Source organism: Burkholderia sp. MSMB617WGS (assembly GCF_001532025.2).
GTDB lineage: Bacteria > Pseudomonadota > Gammaproteobacteria > Burkholderiales > Burkholderiaceae > Burkholderia > Burkholderia savannae.
This window is the reverse complement of sequence record NZ_CP013457.1, coordinates 1,513,979-1,536,074: the sequence shown is the minus strand read 5'-3', so window position 1 is coordinate 1,536,074 and position 22,096 is coordinate 1,513,979. Positions and strand designations below refer to the sequence as shown.

16 protein-coding genes are annotated in these 22,096 nt (G+C 68.8%); 7 read left to right on the top strand and 9 right to left on the bottom strand.

Translation table 11 applies throughout. From position 1 onward, the window contains the following. The first annotated feature begins 13 nt into the window (after nucleotides 1–13). The 4 genes from narI to xth all read left to right on the top strand — a co-directional run bounded on the left by narI (nucleotide 14) and on the right by xth (nucleotide 4,457). Nucleotides 14–700 carry a respiratory nitrate reductase subunit gamma gene (narI, locus tag WT60_RS07675; protein ID WP_038748789.1) on the top strand — a complete coding sequence of 229 codons (687 nt, stop codon included), beginning with the start codon at nucleotides 14–16 and terminating at the stop codon, nucleotides 698–700. A 141-nt stretch (nucleotides 701–841) separates the two neighbouring features. Beyond that, nucleotides 842–2,776: a type IV pili methyl-accepting chemotaxis transducer N-terminal domain-containing protein gene (locus WT60_RS07670; RefSeq protein WP_060355398.1), complete on the top strand. Its 1,935-nt coding sequence runs from the start codon at nucleotides 842–844 to the stop codon at nucleotides 2,774–2,776. A 23-nt stretch (nucleotides 2,777–2,799) separates the two neighbouring features. Beyond that, entirely contained in the window at nucleotides 2,800–3,498 is a 699-nt protein-coding gene (locus WT60_RS07665) for a response regulator (protein ID WP_038748785.1), read from the top strand. A 182-nt stretch (nucleotides 3,499–3,680) separates the two neighbouring features. After that, nucleotides 3,681–4,457, top strand: a complete 777-nt coding sequence (xth, locus tag WT60_RS07660; RefSeq protein ID WP_060355397.1) for an exodeoxyribonuclease III — start codon at nucleotides 3,681–3,683, stop codon at nucleotides 4,455–4,457. Nucleotides 4,458–4,711: 254 nt separating this feature from the next. Here xth and ntrC read toward each other — a convergent pair whose 3' ends face one another. The 3 genes from ntrC to glnA form a co-directional block, all read right to left on the bottom strand. Next, nucleotides 4,712–6,241 carry a nitrogen regulation protein NR(I) gene (ntrC, locus tag WT60_RS07650; RefSeq protein WP_059577140.1) on the bottom strand — a complete coding sequence of 510 codons (1,530 nt, stop codon included), beginning with the start codon at nucleotides 6,239–6,241 and terminating at the stop codon, nucleotides 4,712–4,714. A gap of 37 nt (nucleotides 6,242–6,278) precedes the next feature. Further along, nucleotides 6,279–7,421, bottom strand: coding sequence for a nitrogen regulation protein NR(II) (glnL, locus tag WT60_RS07645; RefSeq protein WP_038748779.1), 1,143 nt, complete (start codon nucleotides 7,419–7,421; stop codon nucleotides 6,279–6,281). A 166-nt stretch (nucleotides 7,422–7,587) separates the two neighbouring features. Beyond that, nucleotides 7,588–9,003 (bottom strand): type I glutamate--ammonia ligase, encoded by a 1,416-nt coding sequence (gene glnA, locus WT60_RS07640; protein ID WP_038748777.1) that lies wholly within the window; start codon nucleotides 9,001–9,003, stop codon nucleotides 7,588–7,590. 409 nt (nucleotides 9,004–9,412) lie between these two features. On the opposite strand from glnA, the gene WT60_RS07630 reads away from it, so the two are divergent. Next, entirely contained in the window at nucleotides 9,413–9,877 is a 465-nt protein-coding gene (locus WT60_RS07630; RefSeq protein ID WP_038748775.1) for a rhodanese-like domain-containing protein, read from the top strand. A 398-nt stretch (nucleotides 9,878–10,275) separates the two neighbouring features. Here the strand turns inward: WT60_RS07630 and WT60_RS07620 are convergent, their stop codons facing one another. The 5 genes from WT60_RS07620 to hrpA form a co-directional block, all read right to left on the bottom strand. Next, nucleotides 10,276–11,085: a molybdopterin-binding protein gene (locus tag WT60_RS07620; protein ID WP_038748774.1), complete on the bottom strand. Its 810-nt coding sequence runs from the start codon at nucleotides 11,083–11,085 to the stop codon at nucleotides 10,276–10,278. Continuing rightward, a complete protein-coding gene (locus WT60_RS07615; protein ID WP_038748772.1) occupies nucleotides 11,082–11,915 on the bottom strand; it encodes an EI24 domain-containing protein in 834 nt (277 codons plus the stop codon). Before WT60_RS07615 ends, WT60_RS07620 begins: the two co-directional genes overlap by 4 nt. A 697-nt stretch (nucleotides 11,916–12,612) precedes the next feature. Then, on the bottom strand, nucleotides 12,613–13,602 hold the full coding sequence (locus WT60_RS07605; protein ID WP_060355396.1) for a sterol desaturase family protein: 990 nt from the start codon (nucleotides 13,600–13,602) through the stop codon (nucleotides 12,613–12,615). A 19-nt stretch (nucleotides 13,603–13,621) separates the two neighbouring features. Further along, a complete protein-coding gene (locus tag WT60_RS07600; protein ID WP_059577130.1) occupies nucleotides 13,622–14,614 on the bottom strand; it encodes a beta-propeller fold lactonase family protein in 993 nt (330 codons plus the stop codon). A 101-nt stretch (nucleotides 14,615–14,715) separates the two neighbouring features. Beyond that, nucleotides 14,716–18,891, bottom strand: coding sequence for an ATP-dependent RNA helicase HrpA (gene hrpA, locus WT60_RS07595; RefSeq protein ID WP_060355395.1), 4,176 nt, complete (start codon nucleotides 18,889–18,891; stop codon nucleotides 14,716–14,718). Nucleotides 18,892–18,914: 23 nt separating this feature from the next. Here hrpA and argA point away from each other — a divergent pair, with 23 nt between their 5' ends. Next, nucleotides 18,915–20,291 (top strand): amino-acid N-acetyltransferase, encoded by a 1,377-nt coding sequence (gene argA, locus WT60_RS07590; RefSeq protein WP_038748765.1) that lies wholly within the window; start codon nucleotides 18,915–18,917, stop codon nucleotides 20,289–20,291. Nucleotides 20,292–20,342: 51 nt separating this feature from the next. Next, nucleotides 20,343–20,618 carry an oxidative damage protection protein gene (locus WT60_RS07585; protein WP_038748763.1) on the top strand — a complete coding sequence of 92 codons (276 nt, stop codon included), beginning with the start codon at nucleotides 20,343–20,345 and terminating at the stop codon, nucleotides 20,616–20,618. Between the two features lie 141 nt (nucleotides 20,619–20,759). On the opposite strand, the gene WT60_RS07580 is transcribed toward WT60_RS07585, so the two are convergent. Then, on the bottom strand, nucleotides 20,760–22,091 hold the full coding sequence (locus WT60_RS07580; protein WP_038748844.1) for an MFS transporter: 1,332 nt from the start codon (nucleotides 22,089–22,091) through the stop codon (nucleotides 20,760–20,762). Nucleotides 22,092–22,096: the final 5 nt, after the last annotated feature.

Below are 22,096 nucleotides of genomic sequence, written 5' to 3'. Positions count from 1 at the left end.
TCGAGGTCACGTCATGGATTATCTGAATACGTTCGTCTACGGCATCTATCCGTATATCGCCGCCGCCATCTTCCTGTTCGGCAGCCTCGCGCGCTTCGAGCGCGAGCAGTACACGTGGAAGTCCGACAGCTCGCAGCTCTTGCATCGCGGCGCGCTGCGCACGGGCAACATCCTCTTTCACGTCGGCGTGCTCGGGCTCTTCTTCGGGCACCTCGTCGGGCTGCTCACGCCCGTGGCGGTGTGGGACGCGCTCGGCGTCACGCATCACTTCAAGCAGCTCGTCGCGATGACGGCGGGCGGCGTGATGGGCTCGCTCGCGCTCGCGGGCCTCGCGATCCTGCTGCACCGGCGCCTGACGAACGCCCGCATCGCGGCCGTCACGCGCCGCGGCGACAAGGTGCTGCTCGCGTGGCTCCTCGTCACGCTGGTGCTCGGCCTGTCGACGATCTTCGAATCGGCGAGCCACACCGACGGCCATCTGATGGTGCAACTGATGACCTGGGCGCAGCACATCGTCACGTTCCGCGGCGACGCGGCGAGCTACGTCGCCGACGCGCCGTTGCTCTTCAAGGCGCACCTGTTCATGGGCATCTCGCTTTTCGCGATCTTCCCGTTCACGCGGCTCGTTCATGTGTGGAGCGGCTTCGCGTCGGTCACGTACGTCGGCCGCGCGTGGCAGCTCGTGCGCACACGCCGCTAGGCGCGGTTCGAGCGGGGTCGGAGCAAACGCATCGCGGCGCGCCGGGCGGGTGCGCCGCGATGCCTCACGCGCCGGAATGTCGCATCGGGGGCGCAACATTCGGCAGGACAATTGTCATGTTCAAAAAAATCATGACGTGCTATGACCCCCGCCCTCCCCGACTCCCCCGCCCCGTGGCGGCACCGCCTGTCGACGCGGATCGTCGCGCTCTCGGCGATCGCGTGGGCGCTCGTCCTCGCGATGGTGGGCGGCACGCTGTGGCTGTCGTGGCAGCTCGAAGGCGCGGGCGCGGCGATCAACGACGCCGGCAGCCTGCGGATGCGCGCGACGCGCACGTACGTCGAGATGACGGGCGCGGGCGTCGAGCCGCGCCGCCAGCTCGCGGCCGAGGTCGACACGATCGACGGCACGCTCGCGCGGCTGCGCCGCGGCGATCCGTCGCGCCCCCTCTTCCTGCCGAACACGTCCGTCATCCGGCATCAGCTCGACATCGTCACCGACCGCTGGAGCGGCACGCTGCGCCCGCTCGCCGCCGCGGCGCTGCCGGGCGCGCCTCAGCCTGACGCGGCCGCCGCCTATCTCGTCGCGCTGCCGGGCTTCGTCGACGAAGCCGATCTGCTCGTGCGCGAGATCGAATCGGACAACGCGCGCAAGACGACGTGGCTGCGCCTGTCGCAGATCGTGCTCGGCCTGCTCGCCTGCTCGGGCACGGTCGCCGTCATCTATCTGCTGTTCCTGTGGATCATCCTGCCCGTGATGCAGCTGCGCGACGGCCTGAAGCGGATGGCCGCGCGCGAATTCGCGGTGCGGCTGCCCGTGCAGACGCGCGACGAGTTCGGCGATCTCGCGCGCGGCTTCAACCGGATGGCGAGCGAGCTGCAGGAGGTCTACGCGGGGCTCGAGGAACGCGTGCAGCAGAAAACCGCGCAGCTCGCCGCGCAGAACCGCGAGTTGAGCGCGCTCTACGAGATCACCGCGTTCCTGAACCGCCCGCAGGCCGTCGACGAGATGTGCGCGGGCTTCCTGTCGCGCACGATCGCGCAATTCGACGCCGACGCGGGCAGCATCCGCGTCACCGATCCGACGGGCGAGAAGCTGCACCTCGTGATCGCCGAGGGGCTGTCGGCCGAGCTCACCGATCTCGAGCGCTGCATGCCCGTCGACGACTGCTTCTGCGGCACCGCGACGCGCGCCGAGACGGCCGTGCTGCACGACCTGCGCGGCGGCGCCGCGCACTCGCCGACGCCGTGCTCGCGCGAAGGCTTCGCGGCCGTCGCGGTGTTCAGGGTGATGACGCAGGACGCGGTGCTCGGCTCGTTCTCGCTGCATTATCGCGATGCGTCGCGGCTGCCCGCCGACGAGCGGCGCGTGCTCGAGACGCTCGGCCGCCATCTCGGGATCGCGCTCGATCACGTGCGGCTGTCGGCGAGCGCCCGGCAGCTCGCGGTCGCCGAAGAGCGCAATCTCGTCGCGCAGGGGCTGCACGACAGCATCGCGCAGAGCCTGAATTTCGTGAACCTGCAGACGCAGATGCTCGGCGACGCGATCGCGCACGACAATCTCGCCGATGCGCGCGACATCGTGCCGATGCTCAAGCATGGCGTCGAGCAAAGCTACGCGGACGTGCGCGAGCTGCTGCTGAACTTCCGCACGCGCCTCGCGCAAGGCGAGCTGAAGGCGGCGATCGAGGAAACGATCGCGCGCTTCGAGAAGCAGACGCGCATCGCGTGCGCGCTCGACTATCGCGAGACAAGCGGCGCGCCGCTGCCGCCCGACGAGCAGTTGCAGGTGCTGTTCATCCTGCAGGAAGCGTTGTCGAACGTGCGCAAGCACGCGCACGCACGGCACGTCGCCGTCGAAGTCGACAACGGCGCCGCGTTCCGGCTGTCCGTCGCCGACGACGGCTGCGGCTACGATCCGGCCGCGCTCGCCGCGCGCGCGGACACGCACGTCGGACTCACGATCATGCGCGAGCGCGCCGCCCGCCTGCGCGCGACGCTCACGTTGACAGGCGCGCCGCAACGCGGCGCGCGCGTCGAGCTGGTGCTGCCCGCCGACGCGCGACAGGCGGCATAGGAACAAGAACGAGGACCAGCATCATGACCATACGCGTACTGTTGATCGACGACCACACGCTCTTTCGCAGCGGCGTCAAGCTGCTGCTGCAACGCCAGCCGGATTTCGAAGTCGTCGACGAAGCGTCCGACGGCGTGGAGGGCGTGAAGCGCGCGAAGCGGCATCAGCCCGACGTGATCCTGCTCGATCTGAACATGCCGGGGCTGTCGGGGCTCGAAACGCTGCAACTGCTCGTGCAGGACGTGCCGTCCGCGCACGTCGTGATCCTCACGGTGTCGGAGGACGCCGAAGAGCTGACGACCGCGCTGCGCGACGGCGCATGCGGCTTTCTCGTGAAGAACATCGACGCGGAGACGCTCGTCGCGGGCATCCGCAAGGCGGCCGCGGGCGAGCCGGTGATCGCCGAGAGCATGACGGCGAAGTGGATCGCGAGCCTGCGCGCGCCGCAGCCCGCCGCACGGCCCGCGCCGGCCGCCGCGCCCGCCGCCGCGCACGCGTCGGTCGATCCCGACCAGTTGACGCCGCGCGAGCACGACATCGTGCGCGCGCTCGCGCGCGGCACGAGCAACAAGGAGATCGCGCGCGAGTTCGACGTCGCCGAGAGCACGGTGAAGATCCACGTGCAGAACATCCTGAAGAAGCTGAACCTGACGAGCCGCGTGCAGATCGCGGTGTATGCGGTCGAGCGCGGATTGACCGCGCAGCATCCGGCCGAGGTGTGACGCGGCGGCGGCGATCGGGGCACGCCACCGTACGCCGGCGCGCATCGCGCGATTCGTGATATCCGCGGCCGCTGCGGCGCCGAGCGTTCCGCGCTCCGGCGGTCCGGCCTCGCCCCGGCGTTGTCATGGATGTCCATGGCTCGCGGTAAGATGACGGCCTCACGCATCCTGCCGATCCTCCCATGAAAATCGCCACCTGGAACGTCAACTCCCTGAACGTGCGCAAGCAGCACGTGCTCGACTGGCTCGCACAGAGCGGCGCCGACGTGCTGTGCCTGCAGGAGCTCAAGATCCCCGACGAGAAATTCCCGAGCGACGAGCTCGAAGCCGCCGGCTACCGCAGCTGGTTCGCGGGCCAGAAGACCTACAACGGCGTCGCGATCCTCGCGCGCGCGAGCCTGCCGTTCGACGAAACGGACGTCGTGCGCAACATCCCCGGCTTCGAAGATGCACAGCAGCGCCTCATCGCCGCGACGGTCGGCGGCGTGCGGATCGTGTCCGCGTATTTCCCGAACGGCCAGGCGCTCGACTCCGACAAGTTCGTCTACAAGATGCAATGGCTCGACGCGCTGCAGGCGTGGCTGAAGGACGAGTTGCGGCGCTACCCGAAGCTCGCGCTGCTCGGCGACTACAACATCGCGCCCGAGGATCGCGACGTGCACGATCCCGCGAAATGGGAAGGCCAGAACCTCGTGTCGCCGCAGGAGCGCGCGCACTTCGCGCAACTGATCGGGCTCGGTTTCGCCGATGCGTTCCGCCGCTTCGATCAGCCCGAGAAGACTTTCACGTGGTGGGACTACCGGATGCTCGCGTTCCGCCGCAACGCGGGGCTGCGGATCGATCACATCCTGCTGTCGCCCGCGCTCGCCGAGACCTGCACGAGCTGCACGGTCGATCGCGTGCCGCGCACGTGGGAGCAGCCGTCCGATCACACGCCCGTCGTCGCGCAGATCGGCTGAGCCCGCTGCGCGCGGCCCCCGCCGCCGCCGCTCGGCGACGCGCGGCGTTCGCCGCAAGCGAGGCGGCGGCGCGCCGCGGCGGACGCCACGCCGATGCCGAACGTCGCGCCGAACGCGACGCAAGCGCCGCGCCGCGCGCATCTGCGAACGCATCGCCACGCCGCCCGATGCAAACGGGGCGCTCGAAGCGCCCCGTTTGCGTCAGCCTACCGATGCGGGCGCCATCCGCGCAGCCCGCATCGCCTCGCGCCGGATCACGATTCGAGATGCAGTTCCTGAATCTTGCGCGTGATCGTGTTGCGGCCGATGCCGAGCCGCTCCGCCGCCTCGACCTTGCGGCCGCGCGTGAAGTCGAGCGCCTCGCGAATCACCGCGGCCTCGAAGCGGCGCGCGAGCGCGTCCATCACGTCCGCCGAATTCTCGCGCAGCAGGCGCGCGACCTCGGTCCGCAGCCCGTGCTCCCACAGCGGATGCCCGGCTATCGTGCCCACGGCCGCGTGCGCGCTCGCGACGACGGGTGCGGCGAGCACCGCGCTCGCCGCGTGCGGCTCCGCCGCGCCGTTGCCGGCGACCGATGCGTCCGCATTCGCCGCCGCCTCCACCGGCGCGGCGCTGCCCGACGCCGTCTGCGTCGCGACGAGATCAGGCGGCAGATCCTTGATCTCGACCGTCTGCGCGGGCGCCATCACCGTCAGCCAGTTCGCGAGGTTCTCGAGCTGCCGGACGTTGCCCGGAAACGGCAGCGACGTGAGGTACGCGAGCGCCTCGTCCGACACGCGCTTCGGCTCGACGCCGAGATCGCGCGCGCTCTTCTGCAGGAAATGCCGCGTGAGGAGCGCGATGTCCTCGCTGCGTTCGCGCAGCGGCGGCAGCCTCAGCCGGATCACGTTGAGCCGGTGATACAGATCTTCCCGGAAGAGCCCCTGCCGCACGCGCGCCTCGAGGTTCTGGTGGGTCGCCGCGATCACGCGCACGTTCGCGCGCAGCGGGCTGTGGCCGCCGACGCGATAGAACTGCCCGTCCGACAGCACGCGCAACAGGCGCGTTTGCAGGTCGAACGGCATGTCGCCGATTTCGTCGAGGAACAGCGTGCCGTTCTCGGCCTGCTCGAAGCGGCCCTGGCGCGTCGTCTGCGCGCCCGTGAACGCGCCGCGCTCGTGGCCGAACAGCTCGGATTCGAGCAGATCCTTCGGGATCGCCGCCGTGTTCAGCGCGATGAACGGGCCGTTCGCGCGCGGGCTGTGCCGATGCAGCGCGCGCGCGACGAGCTCCTTGCCCGTGCCCGATTCGCCCGTGATCAGCACGGTCGCGGCCGAATGCGACAGCCGCCCGATCGCGCGAAACATGTCCTGCATCGCGGGCGCCTGGCCGAGCATCTCGGGCGCTTCGGCGAGCTTGTCGTCCTCGGGCACGCCGCCGCGCAGGCTCTCTTCGACCGCGCGCCGGATCAGCTCGACCGCCTTGTCGACGTCGAACGGCTTGGCGAGATACTCGAACGCGCCGCCCTGAAACGCCGCGACCGCGCTGTCCAGATCCGAGAACGCCGTCATGATGATGACGGGCAGCCCCGGCAGCCGGTCGTGCATCGCCTGCAGCAGTTCGAGCCCCGAGCCGCCCGGCATCCGGATGTCGGATACGAGCACCTGCGGCGTTTCCTGGTCGAGCGCGGCGAGCGCGTCGCGTACGTTCGCGAAGCTCCTCGTCGCGAAGCTCTCGCGTGCGAGCGCCTTCTCGAGCACCCAGCGGATCGATTGGTCGTCGTCTACTATCCAGATCGGCTTCATAGTCGGTCAGAGGTATGGAGAATCGCTGCGCCGCCGCTCAATGATCGAGCGGCAGCAGAATCTGAAATTCGGTTCGGCCCGGCCGGCTGTCCACTTCGATCATCCCGTCGTGCTGCTGGATGAACGTCTGCGCGAGCGTGAGCCCGAGCCCGCTGCCGTCGTCGCGGCCCGACACGAGCGGATAGAAGATCCGGTCGCGGATGTCGTCCGGAATGCCGGGGCCGTTGTCGATCACGTGCAAGTCCAGTGCCAGCTTGTACAGGCGCTTGGCGATCGTCACCTTGCGCGCGATGCGCGTGCGCAACTCGATCTTCGCGTCGCCCTGCGCGATCCGCTCGCGCAGCGCCTGCGCCGCGTTGCGCACGATGTTCAGGAGCGCCTGGATCAGCTGCTCCTTGTCGCCGCGCAGATCGGGCACGCTCACGTCGTAATCGCGCTCGATCGTCAAGCCGCGCGGAAATTCCGCGAGCATCACCGCGCGCACCCGTTCGCACACTTCGTGGATGTTCACGTCGCCGACGATGTGCGGATGGCGATGCGGCTCGAGCAGCCGGTCGACGAGCGTCTGCAGCCGGTCCGATTCCTTGATGATCACCTGCGTGTATTCGCGCAGCTCGCCGCGCTCGCGCTCGCCGAGCTCGAACTCGAGCAACTGCGCGGCGCCTCGAATCCCGCCGAGCGGGTTCTTGATCTCGTGCGCGAGATTGCGGATCAGCTGCTTGTTGACGGCCGTGAGGTCGTGGATGCGCTCCTCGCGGTCGGTGCGCGACTGCCGCTCGTTCTCGAACAGCTCGACGAGCACGAAATCCTGCGCGCCCTCGAGAAAGCCGACGATCGCGTGCACGTGCAGCGGCTCGCGGCCCGGGCGGTCGAGCACGGTGTCGAGATGCGTCGCATGAAAGCGCTCCTCGCCGATCGCGGTGATCGTCGTCGCGAGCTCGCTCGCGTTCGGGAAGATCTCGCCCCACGGCATCTGCGACAGCTGCCGGCGCGAGATGTCGAGCATCGCCTCCGCCGACGGATTGGCGAACGCGATCGTGAGCGTGCGCCGGTCGAGCACGAGCACGACCGTCGGCAACGCTTCCAGCCCCGTGAGGAGCCCCGAGCGCACGAGCCGGTCGTCGTCCGACAAGCGCTCCGGGTGGCCGGCCCTGGCCTTGATCAGATTCTTCAGAACCATCTTGCGTGGATGCCGTGTCAAAAACCGCCGTCGCGGGCGGAGCAAAAAGGGGACGGCGTCCCGCCGTCCCCTTTCAAGGCCCGATGCCTTCGCGCGCAGTTGCCGCGCGAAGGCCGGTGGGCGCCGCGGCGCTTCGTCCGCCGACGAGACGAAGCGCCATCGCCGCTTACAGCGAGTAGTACATCTCGAACTCGATCGGGTGCGTCGTCATGCGGAACTTCGCGAGCTCCTGCTCCTTGAGGCCGAGGTACGCATCGATCATCGCGTCCGTAAACACGCCGCCGCGCGTCAAGAACTCGCGGTCGTTGTCGAGTGCTTCGAGCGCCTGGTCGAGGCCCGCGCACACGGTCGGGATCTTTGCATCCTCTTCCGGCGGCAGGTCGTACAGGTTCTTGTCCGCGGCCTCGCCCGGATGGATCTTGTTCTGGATGCCGTCGAGACCCGCCATCATCAGCGCGGTGAAGCACAGGTACGGGTTCGCCATCGGGTCCGGGAAGCGCGTTTCGATGCGGCGGCCCTTCGGGTTCGACACGTGCGGAATGCGGATCGACGCCGAGCGGTTGCGCGCCGAGTACGCGAGCTTCACGGGCGCTTCGAAGTGCGGCACGAGACGCTTGTAGGAGTTCGTCGTCGGGTTCGTGATCGCGTTCAGCGCGCGCGCGTGCTTGATGATGCCGCCGATGTAGAAGAGCGCCGTTTCGGACAGGCCCGCGTAGCCGTTGCCCGCGAACAGGTTCTGGCCGTCCTTCCAGATCGACTGGTGAACGTGCATGCCCGAGCCGTTGTCGCCGACGACGGGCTTCGGCATGAACGTCGCCGTCTTGCCGTACGAGTGCGCGACGTTATGGATGATGTACTTCGCCCATTGCGTCCAGTCCGCGCGCTCGACGAGCGTCGAGAACTTCGTGCCGATTTCGTTCTGGCCCTGGCCCGCCACTTCGTGGTGGTGCACTTCCACCGGAATGCCGATCTGCTCGAGCAGCAGGCACATTTCCGAGCGCATGTCCTGGAACTGGTCAACCGGCGCGACCGGGAAGTAGCCGCCCTTCACGCCCGGGCGGTGGCCCGTGTTGCCGCCTTCGAATTCCTTGCCCGACGACCACGGCGCTTCTTCCGAGTTGATCTTCACGAAGCAGCCCGACATGTCGGTGTTCCATTGCACCGAGTCGAAGATGAAGAATTCCGGCTCCGGACCGAAGTACGCGGTGTCGCCGATGCCCGTGCTCTTCAGGTACGCTTCGGCGCGCTTCGCGAGCGAGCGCGGATCGCGCTCGTAGCCCTTGCCGTCCGCGGGCTCGACGACGTCGCAGGTCAGAACGAGGGTCGACTCTTCGTAGAACGGGTCGATGAAGGCGGCGTTCGGGTCCGGCATGAGCAGCATGTCCGACGCCTCGATGCCCTTCCAGCCCGCGATCGACGAGCCGTCGAACGCGTGGCCGCTTTCGAACTTGTCCTCGCCGAAGGCCGACACCGGCACCGACACGTGTTGCTCCTTGCCGCGCGTGTCCGTGAAGCGGAAATCGACAAACTTGACGTCCTCGTCCTTCACGAGCTGCATGACGTCGGCGACGGTTTTACTCATAACCTCTTCTCCTGATTGAACAAATCCGGCGGACTGGGACCGCCTCGTTAAGCGAGCTGCTGAGCGCAGCGTTCTTTGCCGCGTACAACCGATTCGAACGGGATCTTTGTAGCAGCTTCCATGCCATGCATGCGCCAGATCGGCGCGAAACGCGCGAGGGCGCGCCCCGTCAGGGCCGGGGCGCGCCCTTTCGGGGCTTCGATGCGCCCGGACGCCGCCCAGCGCGCACCTCGGTTGTGCAATGTATGGTTCCGCACACACGAAAATCCCTATTTTGGTGCCGATCGAGCATTTTGCACCTTTTCGGTGACAACCGCACATCGAAGCGATCGCCTGCCGGAAATCGCCGGCCGTCGCCGCGCACCCGGCGCGCTAGAATGCTTTTTTGATCCGCAGGAGACCTCCCGCCATGAGTACGCTTGAACAGCTTTACGCGCAAGCCGACACGCGCCGCACGCAAGGCAACCTGAACTACGCGGGCGCGCTCTCGCCCGCCGAGGCCTTCGAACTGCTGCAACTCGATCCGACCGCGCGCCTCGTCGACGTGCGCACCCGCGCGGAGCTCGACTGGGTCGGCCGCCCGCTCGTCGGCGACGGCCAGTACGCGCACATCGAATGGACCCGCTATCCGGGCGGCGTGCCGAACGCGGAATTCATCGATCAGCTGCGCATGGCCGCGCAGCCCGATCAGCCGATTCTGTTCCTGTGCCGCAGCGCCGCGCGCTCGAAGCTTGCCGCGGTGGCCGCCGCGCAGGCCGGCTTCACGAAGGCGTTCGATCTGCTTGAAGGGTTCGAAGGCGCAAAGGACGCGCAAGGACACCGCAAGACCGTCGAAGGCTGGTGCCATCGCGGCCTGCCCTGGATCGGCGCGTAACGCGCACTGCCGCCCGCCATCGTCGGGCCGGCCGATGACACGGCGATGACGTGACGCGCCACGGCGGCGCGGGGGCGCCGGCGTCGGGCGGCCCGGTGTGGGGCGAGGCAGTCGGTCGGTCGGGTCGGGTCGGGTCGGGTCGGGTCGGTCGGGTCGGTCGGGTCGGTCGGTCGTCGGTCGGGTCGGTCGGGTCGGTCGGGTCGGTCGGGTCGGTCGGGTCGGTCGGGTCGGTCGGGTCGGTCGGGTCGGTCGGGTCGGTCGGGTCGGTCACGCAAGATGCGACGCCCGTCGGCGTCGACGGGCATGCGGCCCGGGCGCGATCAAGCGCCCTTCCTCTTTTCTTCTATCGCCTGGCAATCTTGCATCGGCGCGGCGATGGCCTGCGCCGCCCGCCCGGCTCAGCCGCGTTGCGGCTCGACGATATCGCCGCCGAGCAGATGCACGCCTTCGCGCAGCTTCACGAACGCGGCCGCGACCGCTTCCGGCTCGCCCTTCACGCCGAGATCGATGTGCCGGCGCGCATAGATCCCGCCCTTTTCCGCATCGCCCACGCTCGGCAGGCTGAACACCCGCACGCCCGGAAAGTCGCGCTCGATCTTCTCCATCAGCGGCGTCAGCGTCGATTCGGGCAGCTCGAACACATAAAGCGAACGCTCCGCGTGCGGCGTCGCGTGGTGCAGGTGCGCGTACTTCGTGTCGAGCACCCATTCGATCATCGGCCACGCCATGACCGGAAAACCCGGCACGAAGTGGTGGTCGGCGCACGAAAAACCCGGAATCCGGTTGTAGCCGTTCGGAATGATCGTCGCGCCGCGCGGAAACACGCCCATGTTGAGGCGATGGCGGTTCTCGGGCGAATCGAGATCGACGGGCGTCGCCGGGTCCGTGTGCGTCTCGCGAATCCGCTCCTCGATCAGCGCCTTCGCCTGCGGGTGCAGCTCGAGCGGCACGCCGAGCGCGGCGGCCGCGCACTGGCGCGTGTGGTCGTCGGGCGTCGCGCCGATGCCGCCCGTCGAGAACACGATGTCGCCCGACGCGAACGTGCGCGCGAGCGTCGCCGTGATCCGCGCGGGATCGTCGCCGACGTACTCGGCCCAGCCTAGCGCGAGCCCCCGCGCGCTCAGGAGCTCGATCACCTTTGCGAGGTGCTTGTCTTCGCGGCGGCCGGACAGGATCTCGTCGCCGATGATGATGATGCCGATGGTCATGCTTGCCTCGTCAAATCCGTGGAAGTCGCGCTCGCCGCCGCCGCGCGTTGATCCTGCAGCGCGCGCAGGCAATAGAAGCCGAACCACAGCGCCGAAAACACCAGGATGAACGCGTAGACCCAGATCATCGCGGCGGCGACGAACGGAAACAGCACCATCATCCAGATCGACGACACCCAGATGAAAGTCGGCACGGTGCCGAGCAGCCCGCTCGCGACGCCGATCCCGAAGAGCGGCCAGCGATGCTTGCGGACGAGCATGCGGCGCTCGTCCGCGCTCGCGTGCAGCGCGAGCGCGTCGTAGGTCATCACGCGGTACGTGAGCCAGCCCCAGATCACGGGCGGCAGCAGCGCGAAGAACGGCGGAATCAGCCACAGCGGCACCGTGACGATCAGCAGCACGATGCTCGCGAGCGCGGCCCACAGCGAATTGAACACGCTGCCGAACCAGTTGCCGCCGCGCTTCATCTCGAGCGATGCGAACTGCCGCTTCGACAGATGGGTGACGACGGCCGGCATCGACAGCGTCGCGATCAGCAGCAGCACGGTCAGCACGATGAGCGGGATCGTGAGCGACACGACGACGAACGGCGCGACGACCGCATGCAACTGCGACGCGCCGATCGCGTTGAAAAACTTATAGAGGAGCGCCGTCAGCGCGAAGCCGTCGAGCGCGGCGCGCGCGGCGTCGACGAGCGGCTGCCACGCGAACCACAGCACGACGCCCCAGACCACCGCGGCGACGATAAACGGCATGAAGGTGAGCCAGAGCATCCGCGGGTGCAGCGCACTCGCGAGCGCCCGGCCGAAGGAGCGCAGCAGATCGTTCATGCGGGACGGATCATCGATCGAGAATTGGGAAAGGCTCGGAAAGGATAAACCACGCGGCATGCGCGCGGCAAAACGGGGCGGCAGCACGGCGTCGGATGGCGAACGCGAGAATCGCGTGCATGCGCCGCGGGCGATGGCCGGCGAGCGTCGGGCGATGCGCGATGGGCAACGGAAACGAGAGCGGGCGTGACAGGCAACGGGTGACGAACAAAGGGCAGCGGGCGGTTGGGCGGTTGGGCGGTTGGGCGGTTGGGCAGCGATCGCGGCGTCGCGCGACCAATATGGCAATGGCCGGCCGCCGAAATACGGTATCAACGGCGAATGAAACCCGAAGCGAAAAGCCGCCCGGCATCGCCCGGGAAACCGCCGCCGCGCTCGCATGCCGTCCGCCGGGCGTCGGGCGTCGGCAAAAGTCCGGACGCGGCCCGAAAACGCGTGAAAACACAGATGGGCAGCGACGGAAATCGCCCGGAAACGAACACAAAGCGCCGCTGAAAGCGCCGCTCGACGCGACGCCGAGAAAGAAGCGACAGACTCGCCGGGAACGACGGCCCCGGGCGGCCCATTCGAAAGACCCGCTTCGCGGACGAAACGCACGGCGCGGCGCGCGCGATTTCCAGCCGGCGCCGCACGCCGCCGCGCCCCCCCGCCCGAGCCGGCCCGAAACGCCGCTCGCCCCGCCCCCGCCGCGCCCCGCTTACGCCGAAGCAGCGCCGCGCGCCTTCTTCGGCGCGAGCCGCCGTGCGATCCGCACGAACGCGAGCCAGTGCTGCGCCCAGAAGCCGTCGCCATACGACACCCCTTCGTACTGCTCGCGGATTCCCGTCGGCTCCGGCGCGCGGTTCCACGACGCGGTGCGAAACAGCATGTCCCACCACGGGAACAGCACGCCGAAGTTGCAGCCGTATTTCGTGCCCTCGTGGCCATAGCCGACCGCATGATGGCGGCGGTGGAACGTCGGGCTGACGAACAGGCGTTCGCCGAGCCAGCCGAACGGCAGCCGAGCGTTCGTATGCTGGACACTCTGCACGAAGTTCGTGAGCGCGGTCAGCACGACGAATTGCGACGGCGACACGCCGATCACGAGCGCGATCGCCGCGAAGAAGCACGCCTGGATCACGTCGTCGAGCAGGTGATTGCGGTCGTCGCACCAGAGCGACATCTGGCGCTGGCTGTGATGCACCGCGTGCAGCTCCCACCACACGCCGATCCGGTGCTGCCAGCGGTGATACCAGTAGCCGGCGAAATCGAGCACGATCAGGTAGATCGCGAACGCGACGACCGGCTTCGACGTGACGCCCGGCCACAGGTAGTCGAGATTGAAGTTCGAGACGCCGTGGAGGCGCAGCCGCGCCTGGAAGTTGTCGAAAAGCGGCTGCAACGCGAAAAAGAAGAACAGGTTGAAGATCCCGAGCTTCGCGATCAGCGTGTAGATCACGTCGACCCGCGCCTCCTTGCGGTTCGCCCATTGCTCGACCGGGCGCAGCGCCTCGAGCGGGCGCAGCAGCACGTACATCGCGACGACTTGCAGCGCGCCGACGATCACCCAGTAGAGCGCGTCGTACGTGTCCTCGTCGTAATCCATCAGGCCGACCTTGAACATCACCGGCTGCACGACATCGACGTACAGCCAGGTCTGCAGATCGGACACGAAGCCGTCGAGCGCGGCGACGATCATATGCAGCATGAACCGCTCCCCCGCCTCGTCACGCGCCGTTCGGCGCCGTCCACGGTGCCCGGTCGTAGAAATAGATCCCGTGCGGCGAGCGGCCGACCGAAATCGTCTGGATCAGCTTGCGGCTCGGCAGGTCGATCACGCCGACCTTCTTCGCGAAGCGGAACGTCACCCACAGCGTCTTCTTGTCGGCGGACAGCTCCATGTCGTCCGGGCCGGGCAAAAGGCCCGTGATGTCGCCGACGTTCACGAGCGCGTTCTCGTCGATGATGCTGATCGTGTTCGCGACCCGGTTCGTCACGGCGACGTGCGTGCCGTCCGCGAGCGAGCGGAAGTTGTGCGCGCCCTTGCCGGTCGGAATCGTTTTCACGATCTTCTGGTTGCGCCAGTCGACGACGGCGACGTAATCGGCGCCCGTCATCCCGATCAGCACGTACTTGTCGCCGGGCGTGAGCCAGAGGCCCGCCGGCACCTTGCCGACCTTCATCTTCCACTTGACCGTCTGCGTCGCCAGATCGATCGCGGCGAGCTCGCCCGACACCTGCAGCGACACGAGCACCGTCTTGCTGTCCTTCGTGAACGCGAGGTGGCTCGGCATCACCTCGAGCGGCACGCGCTTGGCGAGCTTCAGATCGCGGCCGTCATAGCTGTAGATGTCGACGCGGTCGAGCCGCAGGCCCGCCGCGACGAACCACTTGCGGTCGGGCGAGAAGCCGAGCTGGTACGGATCGTCGATTCCTTCGAGCGTGCGCTGCGGCTTGCCCGTCTTCGGATCGAGGAACATCAGGCTGTTGGACACCGAGTTCGCGACGATCAGCGACGAATTGTCGGGCGTCGCCATCAGGTGGTGCGGCTCCTTGCCGGTCGGATACTGACCGACGACCTGGCGGGAGCCCTCGTCGATCAGGGAAAGCGTCGCTTCGGCCGAATTCAGCACGATCACGTTGTTCGCGAAGGCGGCGACGGGCGCCAGCACGGCGGCGGCAAGCGCGAGCGTGCGGCCGAGGGAGAGGAAATTGCGCATGAAGACTCACGTCGTGGGACTGGCGTGATTGTAAAACGCGCGAGAGCGCCGCCGGTTGACGTCCCGCGCCCGTGTGTGAACCCGCATACTCTGAACCGCGTTCAGCGCTGCATCGACTCCCACACTTTGTAGAGCCGCTTGACCGACACCGGCATCGGCGTGCGCAACTCCTGTGCGAAAAGCGAGATCCGCAGCTCCTCGAGGAGCCACCGGAACTCGGCGAGCCGCGCGTCCGCCACGCCGCCGCGCTGCGCGACCGAGCGCTGATAGTGCTGCGCGAGCGGCTGCAGCTCGGCGAACTGGCGCGCGTCGCGGGCGGGATCGGCCTTCAGCTTGTCGATCCGCAGCGCGACTCCCTTCAGGTAGCGCGGGAAGTGCGCAAGCTGCGCGTAAGGCGTGTCGACGACGAAGCGCTTGCCGACGAGCGCCGCGAGCTGGCCCTGCATGTCCGCGTGCGCGGCCGGGAACGGCTTCGCCTGCGCGAGCTTCTTCGCGAGCCCCGCGTATTCGGCGAGGATCTGCCCGACGAGCCGCGCGATCTCCTGCGCGAGCAGGTTCAGGCGGCTCCGGCCCTCGTCGCGGTGCGCGTGGAAGCTCGCGTCGTCGGCGGGCAGCGGCTCCTGCAGGCACGCGCGATCGAGCGCCGTCGCGATCAGCTGGTCGCGCAGCTCGTCCTGCGTGCCGAGCGACATGTACTGCATCGCCATCTCGCGCAGCCCCGGCAGGTTCTTCTCCAGATACTTGATCGGCTCCTTGAGCTGCAGCGCGAACAGGCGTCTGAGGCCCGCGCGGTGAATCCGCGCCGCCTCCTCGGGCGAATCGAACACCTCGACGTCGCAATGCGTGCCGCGATCGACGAGCGCCGGATAGCCGAACAGCGTCTCGCCGCGCCGGCGGATCTCGAGCAGCTCCGGCAGCTTGCCGAAGTTCCACGTCGTGAGGTTCTCGTAGAGCGCCGTCGCGCCGGCGTCGGCCGCGCCCGCTTGCGCCGCCGACGGCGCCGCGGCCTGCGGCGACGCGCCGGCGCGCGCACCGGTGCCAGCACCTGCACCGGCGCGGGCGGCGGGCCGCGCGCCGCCCGCCGCAATCGCGGCGGCGGCCGTGCCCGCGCCGTCGCCCGCCGGCGCGAGCGTGGCCGCGGCGGCGATCTTCTGGAAGTGCTGCTGCGCCTGCGCGCCCAGCTCCGCGCGCAACTGCGCGAGATTGCGGCCCATCGCGAGCTGCCGGCCGTGCTCGTCGATCACCTTGAAGTTCATGAACAGGTGCGCGGGCAGCGTCTCGAGCTTGAAGTCGGACGTCTTCGTCGCGACCTGCGTCTCTGCGCGGATGTCGGCGATCAGCGCCTCGACGAGGCCGCCCACGCCTACGCCGGCCGCGCCGAAGCGCTCGGCGCCGGCGCGCTCGACGAAGCCCGCCGCGTACTCGGGCAGCGGCACGCAATGGCGGCGCAGCTTCTGCGGCAGCGACTTCAGCAGCAGTTGCACCTTCTCCTTCAGCATCCCCGGCACGAGCCACTCGGCGCGGCGCGCGTCGACCTGGTTCAGCGCGAACAGCGGCACCGCGAGCGTCACGCCGTCGCGCGGCGCGCCGGGCTCGAAGTGATACGAGAGCGCCATCTCGACGCCCGCCATCGTCGCGCGCTTCGGGAACAGGTCGGTCGTCACGCCGGCGGCCTCGTGGCGCATCAGGTCGTCGCGCGACAGATACAGCAGGCGCAGCTTGTCCTCCGGCTGCCCGCTCTTCCTCACCTCGTCGCGATACCAGCGCTCGAACGCGGCGCCCGTATGGACGCCCTGCGCAATCGCCTGATCGTAGAACGCGTGGATCAGTGCGTCGTCGACGAGCACGTCCTGCCGGCGCGACTTGTGCTCGAGCTGCTCGATGTCGGCGAGCAGCTTGCGGTTGTGCGCGAAGAACGCGAGCTTCGTGTCGAATTCGCCGTCGACGAGCGCGCCGCGAATGAAGAGCTCGCGCGCGCGCGCCGGGTCCTGCCGGCCGAACGCGACGCGCCGCCGGTGATAGACGGTGAGCCCGTACAGCGTCGCGCGCTCGTACGCGCTGACCTGCGCCGGGCGCTTCTCCCAGTGCGGCTCCGACAGCGATTTCTTCAGCAGGTGCGCGCCGATCCGCTCGATCCATTCGGGCTCGATCTTCGCGATGCAGCGCGCGTACAGGCGGCTCGTCTCGACGAGTTCGGCCGCCATCACCCAGCGCCCCGCCTTCTTCACGAGCGCGGAACCGGGCCACAGATGGAACTTGATCCCGCGCGCGCCGAGATAGTGCGGCTCGTCGTCGGCCTTGAAGCCGATGTTGCCGAGCAGGCCCGTCAGCAGCGACAGGTGGATCTGCTCGAACGTCGCTTCGGCCTCGTTCAGCCGCCAGCCGTGCTCGCGCACGACGGTCAAGAGCTGCGAGTGGACGTCGCGCCACTCGCGCAGCCGCAGGTGCGACAGGAAATTCTGCCGGCATGCGTCGACGAGCTGCCGGTTGGACTTCTTGTGCGCGACGGCCTCCTCGAACCACGCCCAGATCCTGAGCCACTGGACGAATTCGGAGCGCTCGTCGGCGAAGCGCCGGTGCGCCTGGTCGGCCTGCTCCTGCGCGTCGAGCGGGCGGTCGCGCGGGTCCTGCACCGACAGCGCGCTCGCGATCACGAGCACTTCCCGCAGAGCCTGCTGGTCGCGCGCGGCGAGGATCATCCGCCCGACCCGCGGATCGAGCGGCAGGCGCGCGAGCTCGCGGCCGAGCGGCGTGAGCGCGTTGTCGTCGTCGACCGCGCCGAGCTCGTTGAGCAACTGATAGCCGTCCGCGATCGCTCGGCCGGGCGGCGGCTCGATGAACGGGAACGATTCGATCGCCGACAGATGCAGCGATTTCATCCGCAGAATCACCGAGGCGAGCGACGAGCGCAGGATTTCCGGATCGGTGAAGCGCGCGCGGCCGGCGAAATCGCTCTCTTCGTAGAGGCGGATGCAGATGCCGTCGGCGACGCGGCCGCAGCGGCCCGCGCGCTGGTTCGCGGCCGCCTGCGAAACCGACTCGATCTGCAACTGCTCGACCTTGTTCCGGTACGAATAGCGCTTCACGCGCGCGAGGCCCGTATCGACGACGTAGCGGATGCCCGGCACCGTGAGCGACGTCTCGGCGACGTTCGTCGCGAGCACGATCCGGCGCGCGTTCGACGGCTTGAACACGCGCTCCTGCTCGGCCGCCGACAGCCGCGCGAAGAGCGGCAGGATCTCGGTGTGCGGCGGATGGTGCTTGCGCAGCGCCTCGGCCGCGTCGCGGATCTCGCGCTCGCCGGCGAGGAACACGAGCACGTCGCCCGGGCCTTCGCGGCACAGCTCGTCGACCGCGTCGACGATGCCGTCCATCAGGTCGCGCTCCGCCTCGCGCGCGGTCTTCGCGCGGTCGCGGCCCGAGCCCGCGCCCTCCGCGTGGCGCACGGCGGCCGGCCGGTCGTCGGCGATCGGCCGGTAGCGCAGTTCGACCGGATACAGCCGCCCGCTCACCTCGATCACCGGCGCGGGCCGCTCGTCGCTGCCGAAATGGCGCGCGAAGCGGTCCGCGTCGATCGTCGCCGACGTGACGATCAGCTTCAATTCCGGCCGCTTCGGCAGGATCTGCTTCAGGTAGCCGAGCAGGAAATCGATGTTCAGGCTGCGCTCGTGCGCCTCGTCGATGATGAGCGTGTCGTACGCCTTCAGCAGCGGATCGGTCTGCGTCTCGGCAAGCAGGATGCCGTCCGTCATCAGCTTGACGGACGCGCCCGGCGCGAGATTGTCGGTGAAGCGCACCTTGTAGCCGACCACCTCGCCGAACGGCGTGCCGAGCTCCTCCGCGATCCGCCGGCCCGTCGACGACGCCGCGAGCCGGCGCGGCTGCGTGTGGCCGATCAGGCCCGAGCCGCCCGCGCCGAGGCCGCGACCGAGCGCGAGGCAGATCTTCGGCAACTGGGTCGTCTTGCCCGAGCCCGTCTCGCCGCAGACGATCACGACCTGGTGAGCGGCGATCGCGCGCGCGATCTCGTCGCGCTTGCCCGACACGGGCAGGCTCTCGGGAAACGTGATCGGCGGAACAGGATTCGGCGCGATGCGCGCGCGCGGCGGCCGGGCGGCGCGAGGGCCGCAATCGCGGCGCTCGGCGCTCGGCGCGCGATCCGGCTCGGGGGCCGTCTGCCGGGGGCGCGGCGGCCGTTGCGCCGACGCGCCGGCGGGGCGCGGCTCGCCCGGCGTGCCCGCGCTTTTTTGAGCGGGACTTTTAGGTACATTCGACATGGGGGCGCATTATAATCCCGCCCATGAATTCCCAAACCGACCTTCCCGCCGCCCAATCGGGCGTCGCGCCCCAGCAATCCGCCGACGAAGCCGTCCATCACGCGCAGTTCGTCGACTGGATGCGCTCCGTCGCGCCCTATATCCACAAGTTCCGCAACAGCACGTTCGTCGTCGGCTTCGGCGGCGAGGTCGTGCAGCGCGGGCTGCTGAGCGCGCTCGTGTCCGACATCGCGCTGCTGCAGGCGATGGGCATCCAGATCGTGCTCGTGCACGGCTCGCGGCCGCAGGTCGAGGAGCAGTTGAGCCTGCACGGCGTCGAATCGGCGTTCTCGCACGGCCTGCGGATCACCGACGCGCGCGCGCTCGAATCGGCGAAGGAGGCGGCGGGCGAAGTGCGCCTCGACATCGAGGCGGCGATCAGCCAGGGCTTGCCGAACACGCCGATGGCGCACGCGCACATCAGCGTCGTGTCGGGCAACTTCGTCACCGCGCGGCCGGTCGGGATTCTCGACGGCGTCGACTTCGCGCACACGGGCGTCGTGCGCAAGATCGACGCCGAATCGATCCGCCATTCGCTCGCGAGCCGCAAGCTCGTGCTGCTCTCGCCGCTCGGCTTCTCGCCGACGGGCGAGGCGTTCAACCTGTCGATGGAAGACGTCGCGTCGGCGGCCGCGATCGCGCTGCGCGCGGACAAGATCATCTTCCTCACCGAGTCGCCCGGCATCGTCGACGAAGCGGGCGAACTCGTGCGCGAGATGTCGCTCGACGTCGCGGCCGAGCTGCTCGACTCGGGCGACCTGCAAGGCGACGACGCGTTCTACCTGAAGCACGCGATCCGCGCATGCCGCGGCGGCGTCGCGCGCGCGCACCTGATTCCGCAGTCGCTCGACGGCAGCGTGCTGCTCGAGCTGTTCCTGCACGACGGCGTCGGCACGATGATCTCGTACGAGAACCTCGAGAGCCTGCGCGAGGCGACGCCGGACGACGTCGGCGGCATCCTGACCCTCATCGAGCCGCTCGAGACGGACGGCACGCTCGTGCGGCGCGGCCGCCACCAGATCGAACGCGACATCGATCATTTCTCGGTCATCGAGCACGACGGCGTGCTGTTCGGCTGCGCGGCGCTCTATCCGTACTCGACGGAGAAGATCGGCGAGATGGCGTGCCTGACGGTCGCGCCCGAAGCGCAAGGCTCCGGCGACGGCGAGCGGCTCCTCAAGCGGGTCGAGCAGCGCGCCCGCGCGCGCGGCCTCACGCGGATCTTCGTGCTCACGACCCGCACCGAGCACTGGTTCCTGAAGCGCGGCTTCGTGAAGGCGAGCGTCGACGACCTGCCCGAAGACCGCCGCAAGCTCTATAACTGGCAGCGCAAGTCGCTCGTGCTGATGAAGCAGCTCTGAGCGGCGCGGCGCGCCCTTCCCCCCAGATTACGATTACAGGAGAGGTACACGATGGCCCGGATGATTCACTGCGCGAAGCTCGGCAAGGAAGCCGAGGGACTCGACTTCCCGCCGCTGCCCGGCGAGCTCGGCAAGCGGTTGTACGAGAGCGTGTCGAAGGAAGCATGGCAAGGCTGGCTCAAGCAGCAGACGATGCTCATCAACGAGAACCGGCTGAACATGGCCGATCCGCGCGCGCGGCAGTATCTGATGAAACAGACCGAGAAGTATTTCTTCGGCGAAGGCGCGGACCAGGCGTCCGGCTACGTGCCGCCGACGCAGGGCTGACGCGCGCGGCCGCTTCCGCGCTCCACGTTCCACGTTCCACGCATCGGATGAAAACCTCGGGCAGCTATCGCTGCCCGAGGTTTTTTTACGGGCATGTTCCGTGCGCCGAGCGATCGCGCGCCGGCCCGCCGCGCCACGCCGTCACGGCTTCGCGAGCGCCGCGCGCGCCGCCCCGACGTCGGCGCGCCTGCCGCGCTCGAGCGTCGCGATGCACACGAGCGACACCGCCGCGAGCGCGCTGTAGAACGCGGCGAGCGGCCACCACTGGCCGGCGAAACGGTGCGCGAGCAGCGTGCCCGCGAGCGGCGTGAGCCCGCCCGCGAGCGCCGCGCACAGCTGATACGACAGCGAGATCGCCGAGTAGCGCACGCGCACGTCGAATGCGGTGGACATGAAGCCCGCCATCACCGCGTACGAGCTCGACATGCACATCACCGCGATCGCGATGCCGGCGACGATCGCGACGGGCCGCCCCGTCGACACGAGCGCGAACATCGGATACGGCGAAGCGATCGCGAGCGCGGCGGCCGTCTTCAGGAAGCGCCCCGTGCCGATGCGCTGCGCGAACCAGCCGGACGCGAGCTGCGTGCCGAGCTGGATGAACGCGACGACGAACAGGCAATCGAGGATCATCGCGCGATCGAGCCCGAGCGTTTGCGTCGTGTAGTTCAGCATGAACGTATTCACGAACCACGCGCCGGCGACGCCGATCACGTTCGCGCCGAGACAGAGCAGCACCGTGCGCCACGCGTTGCGCACCACTTCTGCGACGGGCAGCGCCGACGTGAGCCGCTGCGCCTTCACGCGCGCGAACTCCGGCGATTCGGCGACGCCCGCGCGAATCGCGAGCCCGACGACGAGAAGCGCCGCGCTCGCGAGAAACGGCAGCCGCCAGCCCCACGACAGGAACGCGTCGCGCTCCATCCCGGCCGCGAGACGAAACGCGAGGAGCGCGAGAATCAAGCCGGCCGGGCTGCCGAGCTGCGCGAACGACGCGAAGAACGTGCGCCTGTCCGCGCCCGCGTGCTCGCTCGCCATCAGCACCGCGCCGCCCCATTCGCCGCCGATCGCGATGCCCTGCGCGATCCGCAGCACGACGAGCGCGAGCGGCGCGACGACGCCCGCCTGCGCATACGCGGGCAAGAGCCCGATGCCGACCGTGCCGAGCGCCATGATCACGAGCGTCGCGACGAGCGCCTTCTTACGGCCGATCCGATCGCCGAGATGGCCGAACAAGAGGCCGCCGAACGGCCGCGCGAAAAAGCCGACCGCGAACGTGCCGAACGACGCGAGCGTGCTGAAGAACGGCTCGCTCGACGGAAAGAACAGCTTGCCGAAGATGAGCGCGGACGCGGTCGCGTAGATGTAAAAGTCGTACCACTCGATCGTCGTGCCGACGAACGCCGCGAGCGCGGCGCGCGCGGGCTGGCCGACCGGCGCGCGGTCGGCGCGGTCATCGTGCAGGGATGTCATCGTTG